We start from the raw sequence: 25,807 nt of genomic DNA, 5'->3' as shown, positions 1-25,807 counted from the left end.
ATCCACAAACACGCCGCACTGTGGCGGGAGAAGGTTGATGGCCTATCTTTCCGAAGCCGTACTTGAACAACTCGTCCTCGACCAACTCGCCAGCCTCGGCTACGCGACCGCCACGGATGCCGAGATCGGCCCCGACGGCAAGACACCTGAACGGGACGCCTATGCCGATGTCATGTTGGTCAAGCGTCTGACGGCGGCCATCGAACGGTTGAACCCCGCAATCCCGGCAGAGGCGCGGGGTGATGCCCTGCGCAAGGTGATGGCCACCGAAAAGCCATCCCTGATCGAAGAGAATCGCCGCCTGCACAAGCTGCTGGTCGAAGGTGTCGATGTTGAGTTCTACGCCGAGGATGGCACGATCCGGGGCGACAAGGTCCGGCTGATTGATTTCAACGATGTGACGGCCAATGACTGGCTGGCGACCGGCCAGTTCACGGTGATTGAGGGCAGCACTCACCGACGCCCCGATATCGTCATCTTCGTCAATGGCCTGCCGCTGGCGGTGATTGAGCTGAAAGCGCCTGGCAGTGAGAATGCCACCTTGGCGGGGGCCTATAACCAGCTTCAGACCTATAAGGCGCAAATTCCAGCACTGTTCCGCACCAATGCCGTTCTGGTGACATCCGACGGCATCATGGCGCGCGTCGGCTCCCTGACGGCGGACCAGGAACGTTTCATGCCCTGGCGCACCACCGATGGCAAGGTGGTCGCCACCAAGGGGCAGCCGGAACTCAGCGTGCTGATCGACGGGGTTTTTGAGCGCCGCCGTCTGTTGGACCTGCTGCATGATTTCACGGTGTTCGGCGAAACGGGTTCCGGTATCGCCAAGATCATTGCCGGCTACCATCAGTTCCATGCCGTCAAGCGCGCCATCGATTCCACGGTGCGCGCCCTGGCGCTGAACGCCGGGACGGTGGCGGAACCCGCCTATGCGTTTGGCGGGTTGCGGGAGGAGCCGGCGGCATTCGGCCTGCCCAGCGTTGCCGACCATCCGCGCGGGGACAAGCGCATCGGGGTGATCTGGCACACGCAAGGGTCGGGCAAAAGCCTGCTGATGGCGTTCTATGCCGGGCAATTGGTGCGCCATCCGGCGCTTGAGAACCCGACCATTGTCGTCATCACCGACCGCAACGACCTGGATGATCAGCTTTTCGGCACCTTCTCCATGTGCCGTGATCTGATCCGGCAGACGCCGATCCAGGCCGACAGCCGCGATGATCTGCAATCGGCCCTCAGCCGGGCATCGGGTGGGGTGATCTTCACCACCATCCAGAAATTCTCGCCCCTGACGGGCAGCGGAACCTACCCGATGCTGTCCGACCGCCGGAACATCGTGGTGATCGCCGATGAGGCGCACCGCAGCCAATATGGCTTCAAGGCAAAGATCGAACAGAAGACCGGCGAGATCGCCTATGGCTTCGCCAAATACCTGCGCGACGCCCTGCCCAACGCCTCCTTCATCGGCTTCACCGGCACGCCCATCGAAAAGGACGACGTGAACACGCCCGCCGTGTTTGGCGAGTATATCGATGTCTATGACATCAGCCGGGCGGTGGAAGATGGGGCCACCGTCCCGATCTATTACGAAAGCCGCCTCGCCCGGATCGAACTTCCCGAGGCGGAGAAGGCAACAATCGACACCGAGATCGAGGAACTGACCGAAGACGAAGCCGTCACGGAGCAGGAAAAGATCAAACAACGATGGGCGACCGTCGAGGCGCTGGTGGGGTCGGAAAAGCGGCTTGCCATGGTGGCCGCCGATCTTGTCCGCCATTTTGAGGATCGCGTCGCGGCCATGGATGGCAAGGCCATGGTGGTCTGTATGAGCCGCCGCATCTGTGTGGCGCTCTATAAGCAGATCATCGCGCTTCGCCCCGATTGGCACAGTGACGATGATGCGGCGGGCAAGGTCAAGATCGTCATGACCGGGTCCGCCGCCGATCCGCAGGACTGGCAGCCCCATATCGGGACCAAGGCGCGGCGTGACCTGCTGGCCAAGCGCGCGAAGGACCCGAGAGACGCGCTGAAGCTCGTCATCGTGCGGGATATGTGGCTGACCGGTTTTGACGCGCCGTCGATGCACACGATGTATATCGACAAGCCGATGAAGGGCCATGGCCTGATGCAGGCCATCGCCCGCGTGAACCGGGTCTTCCGGGATAAACCCGCCGGCCTTGTCGTGGACTATATCGGCGTCGCCCAGAACCTGAAAAACGCCCTTGGCCAATATTCGGGATCAGACCAGCGCCAGACCGGCATTAACGAAAAGGAAGCTGTCGAAGTCTTGGTCGAGAAGCATGGCGTCGTACAGGCCATGTATCATGGCTTCGATTATGAGCGGGGGTTGGCCGGGACACCGCAGGAACGTCTGATCGTGTTGGCCGAGGCCATTGAGTGGATTTTGACCCGTCAGCATGAAGCGGCGGCGAAGGAAGCCACAGAGGAAGGCAAGCGGCGGGAGAACCGGCGGTATCAGGACGCCGTACTCGCACTTTCCAAAGCCTTCGCCTTGGCGTCCGCGAGTGACGAGGCTCGCGACATCCGCGACGAGGTCGGCTTCTTCCAGACAGTCAGGGCAGCCCTGGTCAAGTCTGCCGATGGCGGGGGACGCGGTGCCACGGATCGTGAGTTCGCCATTCAGCAAATCCTGGATCGGGCGGTGGTTTCAACGGAGATCGTGGACATTCTCGCGGCAGCCGGCATCACGACCCCCGATATCTCCATCCTGTCGGATGAGTTCCTTGCCGAGGTTCAACAGCTTGAGAAGAAGAACCTTGCGCTGGAAGCCCTGCGGAAGCTGCTGAACGACGAAATCCGTTCCCGCAGCCGGACCAACGTCGTCGAAACCAAACGCTTCTCCGAACGGCTGGAAGCCGCCATCGCGCGTTATCACACCAACGCGATCAGCACCGTGGAGGTGTTGCAGGAGTTGATCGAGCTTGCGAAGGAGGTCCGCGCGGCCCAGCGCAGGGGGCAGGATGAAGGCTTGTCGCTGGACGAAATCGCCTTCTATGACGCGCTGGCCGAGAACGAGAATGCCGTCCAGGTGATGGGCAATGAGGCCCTGAAGGTGATCGCCCACGACCTGCTTGTCAGCCTCAAAGGGAACATCACGGTCGATTGGTCACACCGTGAAAGTGCCCGTGCGCGGATGCGGGTGCTGGTGAAGCGGATTCTTCGGAAGTACGGGTACCCGCCTGATCTTCAAGACGCGGCGGTGCAGACGGTTCTGCGGCAGGCGGAGGCACTTTCTGCGGAATGGTCGCGGTGAGTAAAAGACCGGTGACCTGCTCACCGCTTCTGGTGATCCGCCAGACACTCCAGCAGCGACGCGGCAAGCACCAAGTCATCATCGCCGAGCGTGCGGCTTAAGCTCCGTATCTTCTCTTCCGCATCCAGCCGCCGACGGCTCACGGGGCGTGTATCCCCTGCGTCCGTGAAGAAGTAGACCAGCGGCTCCCCAACCACCCCCGCGATCTTCTCCAGCGTATCCAGGCCCGTGAGGGCGTGGCCGCGCTCGATGTTCGAGATCGTTTCAACCGCCTTGTCGATGCGTTCGGCAAGTTGCTCCTGCGTCAGTCCTTGGCGCTGACGGGCGGATTTGACCTTTAGGCCGAGGTGAGTTTTCAAGTTCATGATCAGCCCCGGATTGTCAGGTCAGGACCGCCCCGGCTCCATGATGTGGAATTGCGTATGCAGTTAATTGCACGAAAATAAATAGTGACTCCGCGACCGACCCAGTACAACGATACGGGCGAGCGCTGGGGGCGCGGCACCAACCGTGGCCCTCAGGAATGCCCACAGCACCGGCTGTGGCACCGCTCACTCGGGGTGGGTGATGGCACGAAACTACGGAAGCGAACGGTCGGCCCCCGAGCCGATTGCAGCGACCTGGATCGTTGCGTGAACAGCACCGCCACCGGGGGATGACCAAAGACAACAGAAGGAATCTCGACGTCATGAAAGCGCATTGGACGCGAGTTTGGATAAAGGCATTTCTGGGTTGTTGGGTGCTGGCGGCGTCTCTACTCGCCGGCCCTGCATACGCCGATGAGGACAGCGCCCTCAGGGCTATCAAGTCCTGGGCCAAGGTGAAGGACATTCTCTTCGACCCCGACGCCGCCGTGCAGTGGCAGGTTGGTGTTCTGGACGACGGAACCAAGCGGTACGGATATGCGATGTCCATTTGCACCACGTTGAAGGAGCATGGTGCCGCGACGCCCAAAACCAAAGTCCGAATCGTCGATATCGTAGCCGTCACCAGCGGGGGTAAGAACTTCCGGGAGGCAAGTCTTGGTGGCGTCAAATGCAGCGACTACAGCCGCTTTGATCCATAGGATCATTGCTCCCCGCTAAGGGAGGTGCCAAGCCCATGAACCGTCGGCGAGCGTATGGTGGCGTTTCATGGGCACGTCCCTGGACATGGAGCATGTCCGAAGGGACATGGACGCGATGTCTCAAAACACACTTTTCGACACCGGGACATTTCACAATTCACTGAAACAGAGTCAATATTTCAGAATCATGATTCTGTTTCAGGACATGAGATTTCACAAAAGGGAATGCTATTCCAGGCCCGTTGCGAACCTACATCGGCACCCAACATGAGACGTAGCGACACCTCAATGATGGGCACGGATATCGCCACCGATACCCCCAGACTTCAGACGAACCTTACGTCTCGCCAACCAACAGCGAATCGGTCCCTGTGGTCTCTGAGGCTGTTACGGCAATTGCACCATAGACCCCAAGGGCCGTTGGCGGTGCCATTAATTGCACACAGACCCTATGGAACCCGATGGCAATTGCCACCTATCAGCAACCTGGATAACTGAGAGATAAGAGGCACATAGAGGCCACAGGCGCTAACGCCTTGAGAAGATTGGTGCCCCCGGTCGGACTCGAACCAACACGCCCTTGCGGGCAACAGATTTTGAGTGTTGTCTTTATTGTTTAATATCAACTACTTAACGGAATGTATGTGCGCTAGGTGTGCGCTGAATACCTAAGGGCGATGCGTTGGGGTGGCGGCCCCGAACGCGATGGTGAGAACTACCCGCCCAGCAGCGCAGACGCGACCGTGCGGGCCACGTCCAGAAGGCTGGCATCCCCCACCAGATAGCTTGCCACCGCCGTCACGACGGCGACGCCGGCAAGGACGTACCGCTTCTTTCCGGCCAGCTGGCCACCACTCAACAGCTTGCTCATGCTTTACCCCCTTTTACGCGGTCCAGGGTGTCCGCGAGGTCATCGATGTCCTTCATTGCGCGGTCTAACCATCCGGCGATGAACAAGGCCTGGTCCTTGGTGGGGTGGCCCGCTGCGCGGGCATTGGCGTTGGCCTGCACGGTGGCGCCATTGGCGCGAACACGGGCGGCGGTGAAGCGCAGGCGAATGACATTCGCCGCACGGGCATTGACCGCAGCCAAGGTGCGGGGGCCGATAATGCCGTCTGCCGTTACTCCAACGGCCTGTTGCAGCAGTCGCGCGGCGGTGGGCTGGCCCATCAATACGCCGGCATCGATCACTGACAGGCGCAGGGCGGGGTCTGCGATCTGGTCGAATTTCGGGCCGCGCACATAGCGGTGGGTATAGATGTCGCGTACCTCCGCCTCTTGCAGGGCCTCCACGTCAGCAGCCGTCACGGGGCGGCGCCGCCATGCGGACAGAGTGGCCAGGGTGATGCCGCCCTTTGTCGGGCCGCCCCGGTCTGCGGGGTGGTTTGTGAACTTTGGCCACCCCTCCGCCGTCATGATGTCTGTGATCAGCTCATGTTCGGTCATCGCCGTCACTCCGCCGATGCGGATGGCCGGCGCCCCAACAGCTGCCGGACATCATCATGGATTTCGGAAAGCTTTTCCTCCATGTGGGTGAGGCGCAGATCAGCCGTTTCGCGCGGCATGTAGATCCTGGCGATCTCGTCACGCAAGGTGGAAATCCGGCGATGCAGCACCTGGTGTGAAGTGGCCAGTAGGCCGGCGACCGTCACGGCCAGGCCGGCAAGGGCAATGATATTTGCAGCGTCCACGTTGTGGGGCTCCTTATGGGGCGGTGGGCCAAGTGATGTCGAAGGGATCGGGCTGGAGCGTGATATCCCGCAGCGCCTGGCGGTAGGTCTGCCAGGTCGCCCGCAATTCATCGGCCATTGGCGTGGATGGCAGTGCCGTCCAATCGCTGTCCGCCAAGTGCTGGTCACGCTGCCGGCGGATGCGGGTCCATGCGGCGGCGATGTCGGCGGCCACCCGTTCGGGGGGATGGGGCACCACTGTCCATGTCCATTGCCACTGCCCCTCATGTTCTGCCGGCGCGCCCCGCACCAGATCATGGTGACGCGGCACGTCCGGCGGCGTGCCATCGGCAATGGGGGCGATGCCCAGACTTTCGGCGGTCACTGTACCGATGATGCCGGCGCCCCTTTCACGGATTGCCGCAATGTCGATAATCTCGCCCGTGGCGATGTCGATGTATCCCATGGTCCGCCCCTACAGCTTGATTTCGACATGCACCAGACAGTCGGTGCCGTTGGAGTTGGCAATCACCAGCTGGCCAAGGTCAGCGTCGGCGCCGTCCTGGGCGGTAAAGGTGATGCCGCTGCCGGTGGTGGCCGGGTGAATGACGGCTTGATCCTTGGTGCCGGTCGCCCCGGTTCTGCCGGTAAAGCTGAACAGGCCCCGCGCACCGCGCGCCGTGTCCACCCGTGCATCCATAAGCATGGTGACGGGTTTGTCCGGCGAACCGCGTACCGTCACCGTGTGCGAGGCGCTTGCTGGCACCGTTGCGAGATACGGCAAGCTGTAACCGGTGGGGTGACCGATGGTCAGGCAGGACAGGGCCGATGCCTGCTTGACGCCTTCCACCACGGTTTCGGTGACCGGATGCCACGATCCGTAACCAAGGGAAAGTTTGCCCGTGGTACCGACTGGCGCGATGGCCAGCCCGTCAAGGGTGCGGGCATCGGGGCCGGATTGATCGGCGCGGATGGCCACAACGACTTCGCACTCCGCATCCTGGGAATGATAGGTCTCCGGGAACCAGTATTTGGTGACGCCACCAATCTTGATTTCGCCGGGGTCTGCCGGCTTCGACACATTGCGCACCATGCTGGCCACGAAGGACAACACGAACACCTGCTTTTCTGCGGTGCAATCCGGTGTGCGGCGAATATTCTGGCCAGAGAAGACGGTGCCGCCTTCACATTCGATATAGGGCCACGCCCCCGTTGGGCGGGCAGGCACGGCAGCTTGGTCAAACAACCGATGACCACCCAACGGCTGGGCCACAGATGTCCGGGCGGCGCCTGCACCACCTGTCGCTGCCACGGGCTTGGTGTACCACCTGGTTTCGTCCGTCACCGTGCCACCCTGCCAATCAACGGTGGCCGGGGTCAGGATGTGCACGCCGCGCGCGTCAACGGTCGCCTTGTTATCCGAATAGTTCGAGATACGGACGCGGGTATCGAACTTGGGAGGTGCTTCAAATATACCAGGCACCCGCGTGTGACCGGTCCAGATGATCGAGATTGAACGGGCCTGCGCGCCTGGATCAAACTGCACCCAGCTATCGATATGCAGTTTTCCAAGGGGCGTGGTGGCAATGTTGGTGCCGCAGCTCTCCGTCTCGCAATCGTGGAAGTGGGCTTCCAATTCGTAGGTATAGGCACCGATACGCATCACCCCGCGTGGGGCCGCTTCCCAATGGCAATTGTCCCATTTCGGCATACCGCCGGAATTCACCCAATAACTGCCGCCACCATTGTGGAAACGGCAGTTGAACCATTTCATAAGGTTTGTGTAGACGCCTTCCCCGTACAGGCTGTTTTCGCACCGGTCAGTGTGAATGTCGGCGAACAGCATCCGGCCTAGGAAGCCATGCGGATCGATGGGCTTGACACCTGGCCGCCGCACCAACGCCGTGGCGTTGGTCCAGTTTGCCAGCGACAATCCCCGGACACTCCACATGTTTGGGTAGTTGAACTGTCTGTCTTCGTTGATATCAATGAAGATGCCTGTCGGAATGGCACCGAGCGCGCCCTTATTGTGGATGGCAAGACCCTCCACCCGGAGCTGGTCATGCTTGTTGCTGCCCAACGGGATACGGATGCCATCCGTCCCGTCGAAGATCAGGCGCACACCCGCTCGGCTTTGGTCGTCGCGCTCACAGACCCCGCTACCGCGACCGATGATCTGGAACTGCTCCCAATTGTTCTGCGGCCCGATGGGGCCTGAGCAGAAGTAGCCGACAAACTCCGACGCGGCATCCGGCTCCGGGGCGGACAGGATGAATTGCCGCTTCTTGGTGACGCAGTACTGGATCAGGTCGTTAAAGGCATCCCTGTTGTCCGCCACCCCATTACCGTTGAGATATTCGGCGCCATGGAATTCCAGCGCATCAAACTGACGTACTCGGCCTGGCTTTCTCATTGCGCAGCCTCCTGAAGTCCGGCCGCCTGCCGGAGGATGGTGATATCGGCTTCCGTCAGGGCAAGCTGCCCCGCCATGAAAGACAGGAACTGTTCACGCGAAACCTCGGGTGTCGGCGCCGGAGCGCGCAGGGGCCAGATGGCCACCTCTTCCTCCGTCAGGGCGCGGATTGCCCATGCCGCGCCGTCCCAATCGGCAGTCTGGGTCAGCGGGTTCATGTCCGGGACGGGCGGCAAGGCGAGGGTCCAAGGGGCTTCATCTTCCGTCAGGGTCCCCGCGCGGGTGCGCAATAGATGCTGCAGGTCATCATCGCCGGCGGCATCCGCCACAAGCGCGCCCGCCGCCACCCATTGGGCATAGTCGGGATTGGCAATCTCCAACGCCTCTCCGTTGGGACCGGCGGCCATCACCAGCTCCGGCGGCGGTTCGCGCACCGACAACAGGCCCGCTGCCTCCACCGCCTCCGCACGGGCGGCAATCGTGGCGACCGCCCGGTTTACGGCAATAGCTGCCGCAGCCGTCACCGCGTCCGTATTGGCCATGATGAGAGGGGACAGCGGACAGCGCGGATAGCCGTCCACGATTGTCCATCTGGCCAGATACAGGCCGCCGCCATACAGGCCCGTGCCAATGTCTGCGCTACGCTGCATAGGTCTGATCCTCGCTGTTGCGGGTAATGACGATGCGGGCGGTCCAGGTCATGCGGGTGGCCGCGATACCCGTTACCCGGACAACCAAGGTTGCGGACGCGCTGTCGAAGGCGATTGTCGCGTCCATGCCCGCTGAGCTTTTGATGTCCGGCACCACTGTGGTTACGGTTGCCGCGTTGGTGCCGTCGCCAGCGAGCAATACATCGCCCGCTCGGATAAAGGTGCCCCGGTGGGTGGCGGTATGGCCGTAAGCCTTGGCCTTGATGGTCAGAAGGACGGTCACGCCCTCCCTTGGCCCGATGTAGATGCGGGGCGACAGGTCGGTGGGGGTGGCATCGGTAGTCACCCCACGGGCCGTGACAACCGCCGGATCAGCGGCACTGACGGCCCGCACAGGGCCGGCGGGCGACAGCCTGTCGCGCGCATTGACCGCATCGCTGATCAGACCGGCATTGGCGCTGGTGCCGATCATCAGATGCGGCCCGCTGGCCGACAGGGCCGTGATCGCGTCATTACCAATCGCTGCCCCGCCGCTGGCCCCATCCAGGTACTGCACTCGACCCAGGCCAGCGACGACCGACACACCGTCGCCGGTGCCCACGGCCAGGGTACCGTTGCTGTCATTGGTCGCCAGGGACGTGACATTGTTGGACGTGCCGCCCAGGGTCGCCGCCGCCCCGCCAACGATCAGCGCCCGCTCGTCTTCGTACATCTTGCGGATTTGTGCGGTGGTGGGTGCGTAAGCGGCGGGCGCCGCCATGACCATTGAGTGCAGCAGGGCGCCCGCCCCCGACAGCCGTAGGCCGAGGCGCAGGGTTGCAGACGCATTGGACAGCGAGAGATTGGCGTTGTTGACGGGGGTTACGCCAACCCTGGCGCCATTCTGCCACAGCTCATAGTTAGCCCCGCGCCGGCAGGCAATGACCTGGGTCCACCCCGATATTGTGGTGCCCGACACGGTGTCGGCGCTGGCCCATCCATCGTCCGAAACCGACAGAAAGACAGCACCCGCCCCATCGGCAATCAGACGGATGCCCGGACCGCTGTAAGCACCCGCATAGGCCGCCCGCTCGAAGATCGTGGCGGACGCCGAGAGCCCATCAATCCAGATTTTGAATGACCAATCCCCGGTGCCGTAATCGAGGTCCGGGTTATACGGCTGTTCCAAGTAGCTGGCCGCGCTGTAGCCAGAAACCGCCGACAGACCACAGGGCAGCGCCGTGCGGGACAGCGTGCCGTTGACCACCAGTCCCTTGCCCTTGTAGCTGCGGTCAGGCAGGGCGAGGCGGACGGAGACGTTGTCGAAATATACCGTCTGACCAGCCGCAGGGGTGCCGGCAGCGTACAATAAGATACGGCTGTTCGTGGCTGTCGCAGTAAACTGCAACATCAATGGGGCGTTTGTTGTCCCGCTATAAGTGACCGCAACGTTTGGCTGACCAGCACTCGCCGCAGCCAGTGCGACATCAATTGTTGATGTGCCTCGACGTGCAATGCACCTCACCAGATAAGTCTGACCGATCACGGTCGGAATATCCTGATACGCGCCCGGACCAACCAACCCTGTCGATGTGATTTCAAGCTCGCCAGAAACTACAGCGGTAGTGCTGCTATTGGCCGTCCAGCCCGTCGTACCGCCGCTGAAATCCCCGTTCGTCACCAACTCGCCGGAGCCGGTAATGCTACCCGTCGTGGTGTCGCAGAGCAGCGCCCCCCGGATATCGCCGGGCTGCCAGCCGGTGGCGTAGTTGATTGCGGTGTAAGCAACCATGCCGTTGGCGGGGTTTCCAAAATCCGGCTCGTGGAACGTCAATCCCGTTGAATTCGCCACTGCATAGGCAGTGCCGAGCCGCGAAAGAGCGCTTGCCAAAGACCCTGCGGCCCCTTGATTGAGCTTGAGTGCGCCGTTGACGGCCTCAACGAAATAGTCAAGCCACGCCCCCACCGTCACGGTGGCATAGGGCAATCTACCAAACAGCAATGCGTAACCCGCCGAGGCAAGGGTGTAGGCAAGTCTGCAATCGCTGGAAAGGTGCACCAGTTTTGCGCCGCGAGCGTCCGTCACATGATACACCGCCCCCCACGGATGGATCACCGACACCCCGCCCGCCGTCGCCACGGCGACAGTCGGGATCGGCAGACCCGCACTGTCCAGCGGCGCACCGGGGTAGACACGGGCATGGACGTGCGCGACGCGCCCAGATACCAGTCCGCCGTTAAGTCCGGTTGATCCTGCACCCCCGTTGACGCCGGCGGCGTTGCGCAGCGCTATTGTGCTGCGGGCATACGCGACCGTATCCGTGTAAATCTGGTGCCGGACATCACGCACGAAATCGACAAGCACCAGCACGCCGTCGGTGCCACTGTCGAAGCCGATATACAGGCGGCCATTCAGTGCGTGGACGGTCTTGATTGTCACGCCGCCGGTCGATGGGATCGCCCAACCGACACCCGCGTTGAACACCATCCACATCTTCGGCACGCCACTGGCGTCCAGGTCGTTAAGGTCGTAGATCGTGAAACTGTTAGCCCGCGCAATCCACCCCGCCTCCTTTGGGAATTCCCGCTTCGCCCCGCGCGTGGTTGTGCCGAGCGTCTCCCAATACCAGCTTCCAAAGGGCCGCCGCCGCCACGCGCCGCCATCGCTGTCCATCGACGCCGAATAGATGCCGACGGCCACTACATCAGCCTCCGTGATCAGCGATTTCGCCGCCGCCGGCCAGACCAGCCCCGTGGCCGTGCCCGTGCCGGCGGACCCAACCAGCGCCTCCACCTGCGCCTTGGCCGTCGCCACGCTGGCCTTGTCCGCGCCCGTCTGCACCCGATCCGCCGCCGCCGCCCCCGCACTCCCCGCCGCCGCATCGCGCGCTGTGATCGTGCTGGCCAGGGCGGTTTCCGCTTCATCACGGTACTGTAACGCGGCCCTCGCCGCAGCCTCCGCTTCCACCGCGTATCGGCTGTCAATCGCCAGATTATTCCGACCGATGATCTCCGTTCCCTTGGCCGGCACCATCGCGGTATGAAGCACGCCACCGCCAATCGTATACCGGTCGAATGGCACCGACTGGCTGTCGAATGCCAGCAACAGGCTGGTGCTGGCGCTCATGTGTGACCATTCGTCGGGCAGGTCGAAATCCTGCGCCATGCCATCCGCCACCCATTTGTAACCGGCGGCGATGCTGGTCCCCACATAGGCGCCGTCGATGATCTGGGCGATCTGTTCCATGGTGACGGGGCTGGCCGCCGGCTGCCCGCCCTCGTCAAAGGCCAGAAGGCGCCCGGCGCGGGCTGCCGCGCGCGGCAATGCAGACAGCGCCGCCTCGGTGATCGGCGCGGACAGGGAACGGGCCTGTTCGCGCCGCAGCTCCTGCGTGGCCATCGCCCCGCGATCCATGCTGCTTTCCACGCGCTTGGTGGGCAGCTTACCCTCATTGGGCAGCTTGACCGGCTGCACCGGCTGCGTGTCGCGCAACAGGTGCCAACATTTGCCCGTCACCGGCGCCGTCACCGCCGTCACCTGCGCATTCACCGTCAGGCTCTGCCAGGTGTAATGCACGCCTTCCGTCAAGGTGGTCAGCACCCCGCTGGCTAGATCCTCTTCCACGACGGTCACACCGTCCAGGATGGGCCATCCGGTGGGGAAAACCCTTGTTACCCCGTCACCCAGATGCGCGATCTGGCTGGCCGTGTTCTCAATGGCCATGGGTCAGTCTCCGTTGACGACGGTTGATGGCGGGATGATGAAGCGCTGCCCGTTTTCCTCTTTCAGGCGGCGTTCCATGCGCCGCAGAAAGCCAGGGTTCAGGGCTTCCTGCACCTGGTACAGGAACAGGTAATCCAACGCAGGACGCGTATAGAACAGGTTGGCGAACGGCGTATTCGCCACGGCAATGCGCAGGGCCGTAGCCGCCCGCCCATCGCCGCCCCGCGTCGCAGCCCACAGGTTGACGATGTCTGCGGCGGTAGACAGGGTCGGCCCCGCCGCCGTTTCCAGGGCTGTGTTCCCAAACCGGTTATATTTGCCGACAAGGAAATCGCCATAGATACCGCCGCCTCCTCCTTGGGCGAAGGCCGCCATCCAAACCTTGGGATCGGTCGGGTCGCGCGGCGTGCGCCCCTTGGCAAGGTCCTTGGCACTCATGGCGAGAAAGCCGAAAACCGTGCTGGCCACCATCATGTGCACGATACCGGCGGCACGGGCGGACCCTTCCTGCCCGCCATAAATCTCACGTCCCCAGACCTTGGTGATCATGGTGGCGGGAAAGGCCTTGAATTGCAGAATGGTGCGCAGGGCCTCGCCCACGGGCGTCCCCGACCGGGTGCCCTGGCGCAGGATGGCCCGCTCACGCGCGCCCGGTTCCAAGACGGCATACTTGCCCCGGTCGCTGAAATAGGATGCCAGTTTCAGGGCCAGCCCATCGCGCACGGCATCCCGCGCGCTGGCCAGCTCCTGTTCATATCTGCTGGGCAAGTCCTCCAGGACCTGCATCTGGTCAAGCAGCTGGCGTTCCACCTGGGCAATCTGGCCCGGAAGGCTTTCCAGGTCCTGCGCCGCGCGCGCCGCCTGCATTTCCATGCGCGCCTTCTGCCGCTGCATCTTGGCGCCAAGTTTCAGATTGGCGCTGCGCGCCCAATCCAGTTCGCGGCGCATCACCTCCAGCGTTTTGTTGGTGCTCTTGCCGCCATCCCGCATGGAAAGGATGGCGTCACGGGTGCGACGAATGCCATTCGCCCCGCGTTCCCAACCGGCCACCATGGCGCGGATTTCCGCCGCCTCCCCATCCTTGGGCACGCCCTTTGCCGCCGTCTGTCTGGCGTCCAGCTTTTCCAGCCGCGCCATCAACCGGTCGATATTCTCCTGCGCGCGGTCCAGGCGGGCGGCATAGGTCTTGCCAATCTCTTCCACCTTGGCCGGCATCAAGCCATCGGTGGTGTCGTCGGACAGCATGCGGGCACGGTCGGGGGTCAGGTGGGCGCGGCCCTCCGCACTGGCCCATTCCACGCTGGAAAGCGCGCGCCATTCATCGGCCCCGATATCAAACAGCGACAGCACGCGCCGCGTTTCCGCCGGCAATGCCGCCCATTCCTGTCCGCGCAACCCGCCAAGGTGGCGGGCCATGATCAGTTCCGCCCCTGCGCGCTGCGCATCGGTCCAATAGGTCAGGCCCGTCCAGCGGAAGAAGGTGTTGGCCATGGAAGACAGCTTGCCCGGCACATGGTCGCCCCCGTCGAACCGGGCCGCGATATGGCCGATCGACCCTTCCAAACCGGCGCCGATCAAATCCATGATCTCCCGGACTTCGCCGTCACCTCGCCCGCGCGTAATCGATGTCAGGCCATCGCCATAGGCTTCCAACAGGTTGATGCCCTGATACCGCAGCTCACCCGCCTTGAACGGCACATCGGTGATGGCGGAAATGACGACGCCACCCAGCTTTGACATGCTCTGCCAGGTGCGGTTCCCTGCGGCCCATTTGGCAAGAACACGGTTGACCGGTGTGGCCGCCGTGCCGTCCAGCTCGCTCATCTGGTTGTTCAACGCGCCGACGCGGTTGTTCAACGCCATGACGGCGCCCGCGTCCCGGTCCCGCCACGTCTCCGCCAGATACCGTAGATCCTGGTCAAACTCGGCGCGCGGATTGGTGCCATATTCCCGCATCAGGGCCGTGCTCTTCGCCGCCTTGTCCAGGCCGCGCAGGATGCTTTCAATGATGTTCCGCGACCCGAACGCCTGCTGATAATCCATCCAGGCATCGGCATCCTTGAAATGCAGGGTGCGGGCGGCGGATAGCTTCTTGGCCAGATTGGATGGCCCCTTGAAGGCCGGGTCCTTGAAACCGGCCATACCTTCGGCGTCCATATGCACGCCCGTGGTTAGGGCGCGATAGACCTGATCCAGGAACTTTTCCCGGTCGGTCACCCCTTCAAAGGTACGCTCGTCGAGTTTGGCCGCAATGGTGTCGCGCCACGCCCGGTACCCGGCCATCACCATGCGGTCGGGGTCATGCGCCTGGCGCGTGATGTACCCATCCACCTGCCCGATCCAGGCTCCTTCCCGGTTCAGCGTCTCCACCGAAAGCCGCTGATACTTGTGGATGATGGCCGCTGCCTTTTCGGCGGCTCGGTTGCCACTGATCCCGCGTTGCCCGTCAGGTCGCGACAATTGCCACAGTTCCCTGGCGATCTCGCGATCCAATTTTCCTTGCCGGACCAGGCCAAACAAACCTGCCTTGTCCATGTCATTGGTCAGGCCGCCCATCCAATCGCGGGCCAAGGCCACGCCCTGGGCGTCCACGGACAGGCGGGCACCGCGCACGGCGGAATTGATGCCGACAAGCTTTGCCTCAATGGCAAGGGCAAGATCGGCGCCGCGCTGCCCACCCAGGGAGCGGGCCGTATCCTCAATCTGGCTCCGCCGCCGCACACGCTTGACAAGGTTCATCTTGGCATTGCGCAATTCGATGCGTGCCGCCATCTGCGCTTCCGCGCTGGCTTCATCGGCGGCGGCCTTCAGGATGGCACTATCCGACAGGCTGGGCCGGTCACGGCGGATGCGGGCCGCGCGGGCCTCCAGGTCGATCCACATATCGTCCAGCGCCTCGCGGCTGATCGGCGCCCCACCTGCCGCTTCAACCTCTGCCCGGCAATTGTCCCGGCTCATGCCGCAGCCCTCGCCAAACAATACGCCGCCGCTTCAAGCTGGCGGGTTCGTACCTGGGCTTCGTCGGCCATGGTCTGGGCCAATGTCACCGCTTCGCCTTCGCCCGCGTCCAGAATGCCGGCCCCCCGCGCTGCCTTGATTTCCATGTCCAGCGCCTGGATATCCGCCTCTAACGCATCCGGCTGGGCCGTGGGCAGGTCCGCCACCGTGTCCGCCTCCTGGCTCACGCGTACATCGGCATCATCCACCACCCCCGGCATCACATCGCGCCGCTTTTCCAGCGCCTCAAGGATGGCCTCCGGTGTGGGCGGCCCCCCGCCGAACAGGTCCGGGGTGGGGCTGGTCTTGTTCGCCTCTTCCACATACCGGCCCATTTCCCGCGTGATGGCCGCCCGGCTGGCCAGGACGGTTTCCCCGTTGCGGTTCTGGGTCAGCAGCATGCGCAGGAATAGTTCCTGCCCCGTGCTGGGCGGACTGAACATGTCGCGCTGGCCCGCGATCTCCGACAGGGGGCGCCCCTGCGCCCGCTGATCCCGGATGCGCTTTACCGCCGCCAGCATGTCGGGCGTTGGGTCAACGGGGGCAATCTCCCCCCGTGCCGCCGCCGCCCGCATGCGCGCCCATTCCGGGGCCGTGTCCAGCATGGCGCCGGCAAGGGCGCGCGAACCATCCTCGCCCCCCTCCAACATGCGCGCCAACAGGTCCTTGTCATCAAAGGCCCGCGCCAACAGGGCGGCATTGATCCGGCGCTGCCCGTCCGGGGTTAGCAACCCATCTTTGGAAATGATGCTGCCCTGTTCGCCGCCCGCCAGTTTCGCCACGAAGGCCCGCACGAACGGCGCGTTGCCGCTGGTGGTGACATCGGCCCCCTGCATCATGGGCAGCAAATCATCCATCAACTGTGCGTCTGCTGCCGCCCGCTCCGATGCGGACAGGTCAAGGGTGGCTGCCTTCTGCGCGTCCACGGTGAAGGCCCGCCGATCTTCCGCTGACAGTTCGGTCATCCGGCGACGGACAAGCACGGGCTTGTTCAATCCGACAGTGCGGAACCCCTGACCTTCCAGCCAGGCGCGGTACGCGGTGGCCCGCTCTCCCCCTTCGGCATAGGCGCGGCGGATGGCCAGCACGCGCCCATTGCCGCTTTCCACGATCCGGCCACCATCGACAATGGGTGCGCCGCTGGCCGCATCGGGGGAGGCGCCCAACCGTGCCGGCTCCAACTTGGCCGCAATATCCTGGATCTGGGCCTGCGCCACCAACCGGTCGCGCTGACGGGGTTGCAGTTCTGCCGGATAGGCCGGATTGACGCTCAAATCGTCGCTGTTGCTGGTGATCAGGTCATCAGCCTCTACCAGCTCCATGCGCGTCTGAATGCGGCGCCCGGCGGCATCATAGACATCGGCCACCGGATTGAAGGCAGGCCGCCGCCCCTGGGGGCGCCACCTCTCCCGCTCTGTGGCGGCCACCTGCAAGGCCAACGGGACGCCATCATCGGGCACCCGATCCTCTGCCACGGCTGCCACCGCCTGGCGCAGGGCTGCGTCGCGCCCCTCCGGGCCTGCGGCCTCTGCCATGACCTGACCAGGCGGCCTCCATCCTGCCTGCCAGTCGCCAACAGCTCCGCCCGCCACATGCAGGCCACCGCCAAGGATGGTGCCGAACGCCAGATTGGTCAGGCTGTTATAGGCGTCGTAATCGGCCTTCTCCTGCTGCGCGACGCCGTAAATGATGGGTTCCAGCATGGCCGCACCCACCGCGCCCGACGTTGCGCCGACAGCTGCACGGACACCCGCTCGGCCCAGTTTTGTCGGCGCCCGTTCCAGCATCCGCGCGTACCTGGCCGGTCCAACCACCGGGATAAAGGCAGACGCGATATTCAAGGGGTCCAAGGCGCTGACCAACAGCCCCAAACCGAAACCTGCTACCGTTTGCCCGGCCCCTCCGCGCGCGCGCGACAAGGTGTTCTGGCGCCGCATTTCCGCCAGCTTGAGATCGCGCAATTCAATTGCATCGGTTTCACTGATGTCCTGTTCGAACGTCAGGCGCCCATCAATTCCATACTCTGCACTGGCTTCCTCGGCAGTTAGAACGCGGCTGTCATCCGATATGCCACGCACCTGACGGCGTCCCCATCGGTAGAGGCTGGTTGTCGGGTTGCGTGTCCATGTTTCGTCCGCCGTCGCCGCCAGCATTTCGCCGGTCGATGCGATGAAACGGTCGGTGCCCATGGCATCAACCGCCCGCAACGGATCAATGGGGGCGGTGATGATATCACTCATCGGCCATACCTCATCTTTGGCACGCTGGCCGCGATGACTTCCGCTGCGTCGATATCGGTAAAGCGGAATTCCAGACGGCGGCCATCGGCAAGCATGACCGGCTGCCCATCCTCATGGACCCGGAACCAGCCGGTGCCATCCTCCATGGTCATCCACGCGCCGCGCCGCGCGCCATTCAGGGCGATTTCCTGGCGGTCGGCGGCGCTATATCCGGTTTGCACGCCGCCTGGATCGCCCGGATCGGCAATCGCGTCAGCGTTCGTTCGGGACATGACGATTTCACCCCACCGCTGGGCCTTGGAGCCAAGGCCCTTTGGCGCTCGTGCGATGGCCTGTCCGCCGCTTTCCACGAAATCCCAACGGCCAAGGGCAACGTCATTGGCGGCTTTGGTGGCCGCCTCCCCCGCATCCATTCCCTGCGCGGCATATCGATAGGCAAGGACGCGGGCCGCCTTCTCATAACCGGCGGCGATATCCTGTCCGTCCGGGGCGGCGGACAGGGAACGGTACAGGGGGGCCATTGCGCCGGTGACCGTCTGGTCGATTTCCTTGGCGTCGGCTCCCGCCGCCTGGCGCAGCGCGTCCTTATCCTGGGACAGGGCGGATGCCAGGGCCGCACGGCCTGCCGGGTCCGTGGTGGTGGCCAGCACCTGATATTCACGCGGCATCCCGGCTTTGACCAGGTCGCGATAGACGGCGGGCCAATGCCGCCCATACAGCGCCGATTGCTGCGACAGCATGTCCGCCGCATCCTCCGGCTTGGCCCGCGCGATCTCCGCCACGCGCAATGCCGCCCGCTCTTTGGGCAGGACGCGGGTTTGCGCCGCCGGCACACCAAGCCGTTCCTGTTCGGCAAGCGTGGCCGCGACATAGGCGGCAAAGCTTTCGCCCTGGCTTTCCGGCTCGGCGGCTTCAAAGGCCTGCCACCGCTCCCGCACTGCCGGCGACGATGCCACATAGGCGGCGGGATCGGCGTCCAGGGCCTGGGCACGGCGTGCGACCATGCCGGCAAGCGCATTCAATTCCTGCTGCCGATCACTCCACCCGCGAACGTCATTCGCCTGCTGCTGCCCCTGCCGATCCGCCAGCATCTGCGACAGCTGGTCCGGGCTGGCCCATTGCACCGCGACGGCATCGGCGCCGAACCGCTCCGCCTGGTGCAGTTCTGCCACCGCCGCAGCACCCGCCTTCTCCCCCATGACGGCCATGATCTGGTCGGGATCGTAATCCACCCGCCGCCCACTGCGCAGGGCGGCGGCGGTATCTGCAAGTTCTGCCCGCAGTTCCGCGCGGGCCAGGGCGGCTGCGGCCTTGCCCTCGTTTTCACGCTGGCGCATGGCCGCTTCGCTGGCGTTGCGCAGGCTGATTTTCAGGTCAGGCGATAACCCCTTATCGAACCGCCCGCTGTCCAGCCATTCCAGCGCCTTGGCCGGGTCGCGGTCGATCTGCCCCGCCACCGCCGATTTTGCCAGGGTGGCACGCATGGCTCCGGCGACCTTGGCGCGGCGATCTGCGGGCAGGTCCAGAATCGTCAACAGGCCGGCAAGGTCGGTCGCTTCCTCATCATGGGCGTCGGGGTTGGAAATGACCCTGTTGGCCTTGGCGGTAATGACGGCATCGAAATCGTCCACCGTCTTGGCCACGCGCGCACCCGTGGCAAAACGGCCCGCCTCACTGCGCAGCCGCGCGCCAACCCGGCTATCCAGGCGGGTAGCCAGCATTTCCCGCGCATAAGGCGAAAGGCCGCCCGTATCGGAAACCAGCTGCGCCCGGCGCTGGGTCCAGGCTTCGTCAATCTGGGTTTCGAACCCGTCGGCGCCGGGGGCCGCATTCTCCGACATCTGCCGGAACGTGTCGTCGGCCCATGTCTCGGCCTCCGCAACGATCCGTTCCACACCCAACGTATCACGCTGTTGCTGCGCTTTTTCCGCTGCCGCCTGGGCCTCCCGGCGCTGGCGTTCCTGCGCGTCCTGGATCTGGCCCATCGCGTTCAGGCCGGCGCGGGCCAATGCCTCGCCGGCCACCGCAAAATCACCCCCGCCGCCCGCCTGCCGGATAACCGGCAAACCGGGACGCGGACCATTGAAGCGCTCAATCCTTGCCATCAGACCGGCCCCGCCACGCGGCCCGTGCTGGTGCCCGATGCGGCGGACATGGGCGGGGCACCGCCGCCGCCGCCCCAACTGTTGGCCATGGTCAGGAACCCTGATACGCCCTGAATGCCGGTCGCCGCCGCGTTCCAATAGGCAACATTCTTGGCCCGCTTGCCGGCGGCACGGGTGGCGGCGGCCTGCTGTTCCGCCCCGCTCCTGACGGCATTGATCTGCTTTTCCGCATCGATGGCGCTGTCGGCAATGATGTCCAGGGCGCTGCCCGCCATGACGCGCCCGGCCTTGGCGACATTGCCACCCTGCCGGCCAAGATAGCGTTCGAACGCGTCCTTGATTTCACCGGCCTCATACTTGGCCTGGCGCTCCATGCTGGCCGCTTCCGCCGCCGCCGATTTTTTAGCCGCCTTGCCGGCTTTGATCTGGCCATAAACGGATGCGCCTGTACCTACGACAAGCGCGGATGCGGCGATGGTCAGGGGATCACACATGTCAGGCCTGGGTATCCATGGTGATGGCCAGCGACAGTACCGTGGCCGGGGCGGGGCCTTCGCCCTCCACCCGGACGCGGATGCTGTCGGCCTGGTTGGTGGGGATCGATGGGCGCACATAGCCGCGATAGGGCACGATGCCGGCATTCACCGCCTGATCGGCCCGGCGAACCGGCAGCGGGGTTGGCGCTTGGGGGATATCGTCGGCCACCACCCGTACCGTCGCGGCACAGGTATCCAGCAGATAAACCGCCAGCCCCTTGATGCTCTTGCGCTTGTCCGCCCCGCTGCCGATGGCGCTGCCCTGGTCAAGGTCCAGCGTTTCCAGGTACCACGGCACAGACAGGCCGATATGGGCAAGGCGGGCCGGGATATCCAGCGGCACACGCCCACCCGTCACTGTCTGGGCGGGCTGGGTCGCGCCATCTGCCCAGATGGCGACCTCCCGCCCCTCCAGATGGTCCAGGCCGCCAACCTCTTCCATGTCGGTATCGCTGTAAACTGTGATGGCCGCGTCCAGCAGCTGGGCACGGCCCCCGTCCATTTCGGCTTTCGCGCGCCGCCATCGGTTGGCCATGCGCTCCAACCGGCGGCGGGGCTGGCCGTCCTGGCCGGTGCGTTCCGTCACCAGATACAGGGCGTCAACCCCATCCTCTGGCACGGACGCGATGGATAAGACTTTTCCATCCGTCACCCGGTGTGCGCACCACGCCATGACCTGATCGCGCGGGGAATAGGTGGCGCTGGCCAAGCTGCCATCCGCCAGCAAACACCACAGCAGCGACCAAGGGCGCTTGCACCACACGGTGCGCGTGATGGTCGCCTCAAGCAGATGCTCTGCCAGCTGCGCCGCGTCCGGCGCCTCCATGTCATCCGTTTCGGCGCTATAGGCCATGAGATGCAGGTTGCGCCCGCCAAGGCCGGTGAAGGCAATGGCCTTGCCGGCGCGTACCGGCTCCACGGGCGCGCTGCCCTCGCTGGTGGCGGGGCGGATATTGCCGTTCTCCGCCGTCAATGCTTCACCCAGGTCAGAGGCCCGGATCAGGTATTCCCCGCCTGCCGTCCCCATGGCCAGCGTCTCGCCCGGCATCAACCACCGGATTTCCGCCACCTCCTGGTCGGCGGCAATCATGTAAATGCCGCTGTCACCCAAGACCTTTCCGTCCTGTTCGGTCGGCGCGAATGTTTCATAGTCGCCGGAGAAGGTGGCCCAAATCGACAGCGGTTCCGCCGGGGTCCCGGCCCACCATGTCCGCTGCTCAAACAGGGCGAGGGCCTGGGGCCATCCGCGATCCCCGCCCCATGCCGGCGCCCGCCAATCCTCCACCAACCCCGTGGCGCTGGCGGCGGGACGGGCGGACAGGGAACGGTTGATGATGCTGAGCGTCCCCGGTGTCAGCGGCGGCGTGAAATGCAGGGTCAGGCGGTCATCGTCCAGCGTGTAATGCTGGCCGCCTGTCAGGGCCTGGGTGTCGATGCGGATATCTACCGATGACACGCCCGTCATGTAGGGCAGCCAGGACACCGGCAGAACATAGGTGTCCAGGCTGCCGACTGTGGTGGTGATCGTGTCGATGATCGTGTCGCCCGCCGGCCCTGGCACCGGGGGCGGCGTGGCGCCATCCTCGCTGGCCACCGCGATATGCCGCGCATCGGTAAAGCCGGTAATGCGCAACCAGTACCAGTTGCCGTCAATCCGCACCCGGACACACTGGCCGATCCAGTCGGCGGTGGCCACGTCCCCGTTGAAATCCATGATGCCGCCCGACAGGTTGGCCGCCGGCATGCTGGGCCACGGGTCACGGTATGGCCCGTCGCGAAACGTCACCGGCTCCAATGTCCAGCTGGTGCGGCCATAGCGCGACAGCTTATGCGGGCGGATGCCGCGACAGGCGATATAGACGACATCGGCGGATTGCGCCGTTCGGATCAGGGGCAGGTGCTGCGCCTGATAGGGGGTGGTGCGCTGATAGGGTGCGCCACCAGACTGGATGAAGGCGCTGCGCTCCACAAAGCGCAGCTTGCCCGGCGTCCATTCCAGGATATAGGCCTGATCCTCATTGAAGACGAAGCGGCCAAGCCAGGCCGCTGCATTGTCATTGGTGGCGCCGATATCCAGCGTGCCGGGCCGGCGCGTCTGCCCACCCAACACCATCGGGATCATGTTCAACGCATCGGCCTGCGCAGCGGGGTAGCGTGCCAGGTCCTGGCGCCCCCACAGCTCCGGCGACCAGATGCCGGCGTTGAGCGGGGTGAAGCTGGCCGACCGTTTCTGACCGCTCACCGCACCGCCACCCAATCGTCGCCGCCACCGTCATAGACTTGCCCGGTGTGGCCTTCCCTGGCATCGGCGGCGCGGGTTTCCACCCGCATCTTTTCCAGGCTCTGTTCCATTTCGGTGGCAAGGTCACGGTTGCCGGTCACCGCAAAGGCCACCGCCGCCGCCAGCTCGCGCACCATCAACGTTTTCAGCCGTTCATCCATCTCATGAACGGCGATATCTGCGATATAGCGCAGCCGAAGGGGGGCGGGCAAATCGGTGACGATCTGCCCGTTTTCCACTTCCCAATCACGGCGCTTCTGCCCCTTCACTTCCCATGGGCGCACGCAGGCTGCGGGCAGCGTGTAGGCGTGGGCATAGCCCCATTCCGGCGGCACCGCATTGGCCGCCAGCGTCGCCCGGCGCATGGCGCAGTTCCATGGATAGCTGGCCAGCACCGAACGGCGAACGCCGTCCCACACGGCCACCACCTGCTCCGCTGCCGCACTCTGGTCATCCGGCCCCGACAGCACCGTGGCCCCAAGGCGCAACAGCGCCCGGTTCCACAGTGCCACGGTCACATGATCAGACATGGCGAATGACGTTCGCTATGGGTCAGTCGCCAACGTGATAAAGCGCGGTCTTGATAACCGCATTGGCAGCCGGAACCGCACCGCCGATGGTCAGGAAGACAGGCGTCTTGTCCACCGGTCGGTATCCAATGCCGGTCATTGCCTTGGCGTCCTTCATGCCCGCAGCCGCGAAACTGCTGGCCGCCATGAAACGGTCGTCGTCGCCGGCATCGCCAAGCTTCAAAGTGACGCTTGCGCCAAGCGCGTCGTTGAACAGTTCACCGCCTAAGAACCGCTGGTTGGCGGGCAGGAAGCCGATGAATACAAGGTCGCCGATCTGCTCTGTGCCCTTGAAGGTGTACTCGTCATAGGTGACGCGCACGCGCCCGCCATAGTCGCCACCCGTTATGGTCTGGCGGGGCAGGTTCTGGGTCAGTGCGTAATTGCCTGCGAAAACGCTTGCCATGATATCCTCCGATGGAACGGCACCGTCTGGTGCCGGTTATTCCTGCACCTGAATGACCACCACTTTGTCTTCCTGCATGCGGACGGCGCCGCCCTCGAAAGTGGCGGACACCTGCCAGCATTCCTTTTCGTCCAGCCATGCCACCCGACCGAACATTTCTTCGGTGATGTTCAGCTTGATGCCAGACTTGACGAACATAATAAGGCTACGGACGTTGCCGGTTTTCGGCAGCATCGGGATGATGGTTTTCTGCTTGGTCCGGGGGTTGCGGCGCGCCGTGTCTTCAATGCGGCGAAAGTTGACGCCAAAGAAACTGCGCAACTCACCTTCCACCATCACCTTGGTGTTGTTGAAATCACTGCTCTTGACCTCGGTGGCGTCGATGAGGACGTGCTCATTCTTGGCTGTCCAGAAACAGGTGATCGTGTCGCCGGGCATGAAGGCTTCGGCGGCCTTCAGGATTTCCACGCCCGTCTTCAGCTTCGCGATGGTCATGCCGGTGCCGCCATGCGGAATGATCTGTGAACTGGGAAGGGAGATTTTCTCGGTTCCCTTCTTGCCAATCCAGGTGTCACCCACAGCGGCGGCGATAACCGTCCGGTCCAGCTTGCGGGCGCCGGCATAGGCAAAGCCCTGGCTGTAGGCGTTCTTGGGATCATTCAGGATTTCCAGGTTGGTTTTCCGCCCCAGAAGCTTACGGCCCGAATATTCGATGTTGGACATCCAACGCCGGTCTTCCATGAACTCGGTCGTCGGAAGATCGGCAGTGTCATTCTCGCGTTCTTCCAGTTCGGTATCACCGATCTGGTCGAAAGCGATGCGCTCCCCTGTTTTGGTTTCCAGGGTAACGCAATCGCGCGTGCGGGAGGTCATGGCCTGGCAAAGAACTTCCAGGCCCGACGAATAGGTATCATAGCCCCAGGTTTGCGTGCTGGTCATAGTCTTGTCTCCACAAAGGGTCAGGCGGTGCGGGCGCGAGCGGCCAAGCCGGCCAGCTCGTTGTGTTTGGCCACCATCTCCTTGTGCTGGGGGTGGCTGGAGTTGCTGAAGGCCGCTTGAAATTCAGGGTCGGCTTTCAGCTTGGTAAGTGCCGCTTTGGCGTCCTCGCCGGTGCCGGCGCCGGCACCGCCGCCACCGCGCAACCGGGCTTCACCGACATCTTCGCCAATCTTGGCAAAGATTTTCAGTACCGCCAGGTTGCCGGCCTTGGCGGACAGAAGGTCGATGGCGGCCTGCGCCTCCGGGTCATCCCCGACATAGGTCTGGAAAACGCGTCTGGCGCGTTCTTCTGCTGCCGGTGCCTGTGCGCCGAATTCCTTCCGCATGGCATCGCGCAGGCCTGCCTCGTGCGCCTCACGCATTTTGGGCAGGCTGGCCTCATAGGCGGCGATCTCTTGCGCAGTGTCCTGGGCAAGCCAGTCGATGACGCCTTTCACATGGGCCGCCGGCATCCCCAGCGCGTGAGCAGCTTCTGCGAAGCGGCCCATCCGGTCATTATCCCATTCCGCTTCCGGCATGTTTTCCGGTCGCGCCAAGCCGTAACCTTCTGCGGTGTCCGGTCGGCCAAGGGCTTTCCAGAACGCGGCCCTGTCCTCATCGGTGGCGCCGTCGCCGGGGATCGCAACACGCGTGGCGCTATCCTGTTCAAGCTGGCGATATGCTGTCAGCACATCGCTCGGGTTTTTCCAGCCTTTGGCTGTCAGCGTGTCGGCAAAGTCAGCATGGCGGGCGCCAAGTGTCCCGGCCCAATCGAAGGCGGCGGGGGCGGCGTTGTCTGCTCCACCACCCCCGCCAGCAGCGTCGGCAGTCCCGCCAGAGCTACCGCCGCTGTTGCTGTCGCCGCCGCCGCTTTCTCCATCCGGCGCGCGCGTAATTTCAATCCATGCCAGCCTGCGCATGT

The 25,807-nt window shown here is 63.9% G+C and carries 19 protein-coding genes and 1 tRNA gene; 2 read left to right on the top strand and 18 right to left on the bottom strand.

The window, feature by feature from the left end; translation table 11 throughout:
- The first annotated feature begins 37 nt into the window (after positions 1-37).
- Positions 38-3,271, top strand: a complete 3,234-nt coding sequence (locus ACODSP_RS03350; protein WP_488964213.1) for a type I restriction endonuclease subunit R — start codon at positions 38-40, stop codon at positions 3,269-3,271.
- A 20-nt stretch (positions 3,272-3,291) separates the two neighbouring features.
- On the opposite strand, the gene ACODSP_RS03345 is transcribed toward ACODSP_RS03350, so the two are convergent.
- On the bottom strand, positions 3,292-3,636 hold the full coding sequence (locus ACODSP_RS03345; RefSeq protein WP_488964212.1) for a helix-turn-helix domain-containing protein: 345 nt from the start codon (positions 3,634-3,636) through the stop codon (positions 3,292-3,294).
- A gap of 290 nt (positions 3,637-3,926) precedes the next feature.
- Between ACODSP_RS03345 and ACODSP_RS03340 the strand changes: the two genes are divergently transcribed.
- Positions 3,927-4,337 (top strand): hypothetical protein, encoded by a 411-nt coding sequence (locus tag ACODSP_RS03340; protein ID WP_488964211.1) that lies wholly within the window; start codon positions 3,927-3,929, stop codon positions 4,335-4,337.
- Between the two features lie 546 nt (positions 4,338-4,883).
- Here the strand turns inward: ACODSP_RS03340 and ACODSP_RS03335 are convergent.
- The 17 genes from ACODSP_RS03335 to ACODSP_RS03255 form a co-directional block, all read right to left on the bottom strand.
- Positions 4,884-4,967, bottom strand: a tRNA-Leu gene (locus ACODSP_RS03335).
- 85 nt (positions 4,968-5,052) lie between these two features.
- Positions 5,053-5,208: a hypothetical protein gene (locus tag ACODSP_RS03330; protein WP_488964210.1), complete on the bottom strand. Its 156-nt coding sequence runs from the start codon at positions 5,206-5,208 to the stop codon at positions 5,053-5,055.
- Positions 5,205-5,783, bottom strand: a complete 579-nt coding sequence (locus ACODSP_RS03325) for a glycosyl hydrolase 108 family protein (protein ID WP_488964209.1) — start codon at positions 5,781-5,783, stop codon at positions 5,205-5,207. The genes ACODSP_RS03330 and ACODSP_RS03325 overlap by 4 nt, the downstream gene beginning before the upstream one ends.
- Positions 5,784-5,788: 5 nt before the next feature.
- Positions 5,789-6,028, bottom strand: coding sequence for a hypothetical protein (locus tag ACODSP_RS03320; RefSeq protein ID WP_488964208.1), 240 nt, complete (start codon positions 6,026-6,028; stop codon positions 5,789-5,791).
- Between the two features lie 13 nt (positions 6,029-6,041).
- The gene (locus ACODSP_RS03315) at positions 6,042-6,473 is read right to left on the bottom strand and encodes a tail fiber assembly protein (protein WP_488964207.1); all 432 of its coding nucleotides are present in this window, start codon (positions 6,471-6,473) and stop codon (positions 6,042-6,044) included.
- 9 nt (positions 6,474-6,482) lie between these two features.
- The gene (locus ACODSP_RS03310; RefSeq protein ID WP_488964206.1) at positions 6,483-8,420 is read right to left on the bottom strand and encodes a hypothetical protein; all 1,938 of its coding nucleotides are present in this window, start codon (positions 8,418-8,420) and stop codon (positions 6,483-6,485) included.
- Entirely contained in the window at positions 8,417-9,070 is a 654-nt protein-coding gene (locus tag ACODSP_RS03305; RefSeq protein WP_488964205.1) for a hypothetical protein, read from the bottom strand. The genes ACODSP_RS03310 and ACODSP_RS03305 overlap by 4 nt, the downstream gene beginning before the upstream one ends.
- On the bottom strand, positions 9,060-12,773 hold the full coding sequence (locus tag ACODSP_RS03300) for a hypothetical protein (RefSeq protein WP_488964204.1): 3,714 nt from the start codon (positions 12,771-12,773) through the stop codon (positions 9,060-9,062). Before ACODSP_RS03300 ends, ACODSP_RS03305 begins: the two co-directional genes overlap by 11 nt.
- A gap of 3 nt (positions 12,774-12,776) precedes the next feature.
- Entirely contained in the window at positions 12,777-15,731 is a 2,955-nt protein-coding gene (locus ACODSP_RS03295) for a hypothetical protein (RefSeq protein ID WP_488964203.1), read from the bottom strand.
- The gene (locus ACODSP_RS03290; RefSeq protein ID WP_488964202.1) at positions 15,728-18,010 is read right to left on the bottom strand and encodes a hypothetical protein; all 2,283 of its coding nucleotides are present in this window, start codon (positions 18,008-18,010) and stop codon (positions 15,728-15,730) included. Before ACODSP_RS03290 ends, ACODSP_RS03295 begins: the two co-directional genes overlap by 4 nt.
- Positions 18,007-20,115 (bottom strand): hypothetical protein, encoded by a 2,109-nt coding sequence (locus ACODSP_RS03285; protein ID WP_488964201.1) that lies wholly within the window; start codon positions 20,113-20,115, stop codon positions 18,007-18,009. The genes ACODSP_RS03290 and ACODSP_RS03285 overlap by 4 nt, the downstream gene beginning before the upstream one ends.
- Positions 20,115-20,609 (bottom strand): hypothetical protein, encoded by a 495-nt coding sequence (locus ACODSP_RS03280; protein WP_488964200.1) that lies wholly within the window; start codon positions 20,607-20,609, stop codon positions 20,115-20,117. Before ACODSP_RS03280 ends, ACODSP_RS03285 begins: the two co-directional genes overlap by 1 nt.
- A gap of 1 nt (position 20,610) precedes the next feature.
- The gene (locus tag ACODSP_RS03275; protein WP_488964199.1) at positions 20,611-22,893 is read right to left on the bottom strand and encodes a phage tail protein; all 2,283 of its coding nucleotides are present in this window, start codon (positions 22,891-22,893) and stop codon (positions 20,611-20,613) included.
- Entirely contained in the window at positions 22,890-23,462 is a 573-nt protein-coding gene (locus tag ACODSP_RS03270) for a phage connector family protein (protein ID WP_488964198.1), read from the bottom strand. The genes ACODSP_RS03275 and ACODSP_RS03270 overlap by 4 nt, the downstream gene beginning before the upstream one ends.
- Positions 23,463-23,484: 22 nt before the next feature.
- On the bottom strand, positions 23,485-23,907 hold the full coding sequence (locus ACODSP_RS03265; protein ID WP_488964197.1) for a hypothetical protein: 423 nt from the start codon (positions 23,905-23,907) through the stop codon (positions 23,485-23,487).
- 36 nt (positions 23,908-23,943) lie between these two features.
- The gene (locus ACODSP_RS03260; RefSeq protein ID WP_488964196.1) at positions 23,944-24,846 is read right to left on the bottom strand and encodes a phage capsid protein; all 903 of its coding nucleotides are present in this window, start codon (positions 24,844-24,846) and stop codon (positions 23,944-23,946) included.
- Between the two features lie 20 nt (positions 24,847-24,866).
- Positions 24,867-25,805: a hypothetical protein gene (locus tag ACODSP_RS03255; RefSeq protein WP_488964195.1), complete on the bottom strand. Its 939-nt coding sequence runs from the start codon at positions 25,803-25,805 to the stop codon at positions 24,867-24,869.
- Between the last annotated feature and the right edge of the window lie 2 nt (positions 25,806-25,807).

This window comes from Niveispirillum sp. FG156 (genome assembly GCF_057809555.1).
The sequence above is the reverse complement of the archived record's forward strand: the minus strand, read 5'-3'. Positions and strand labels throughout refer to the sequence as shown.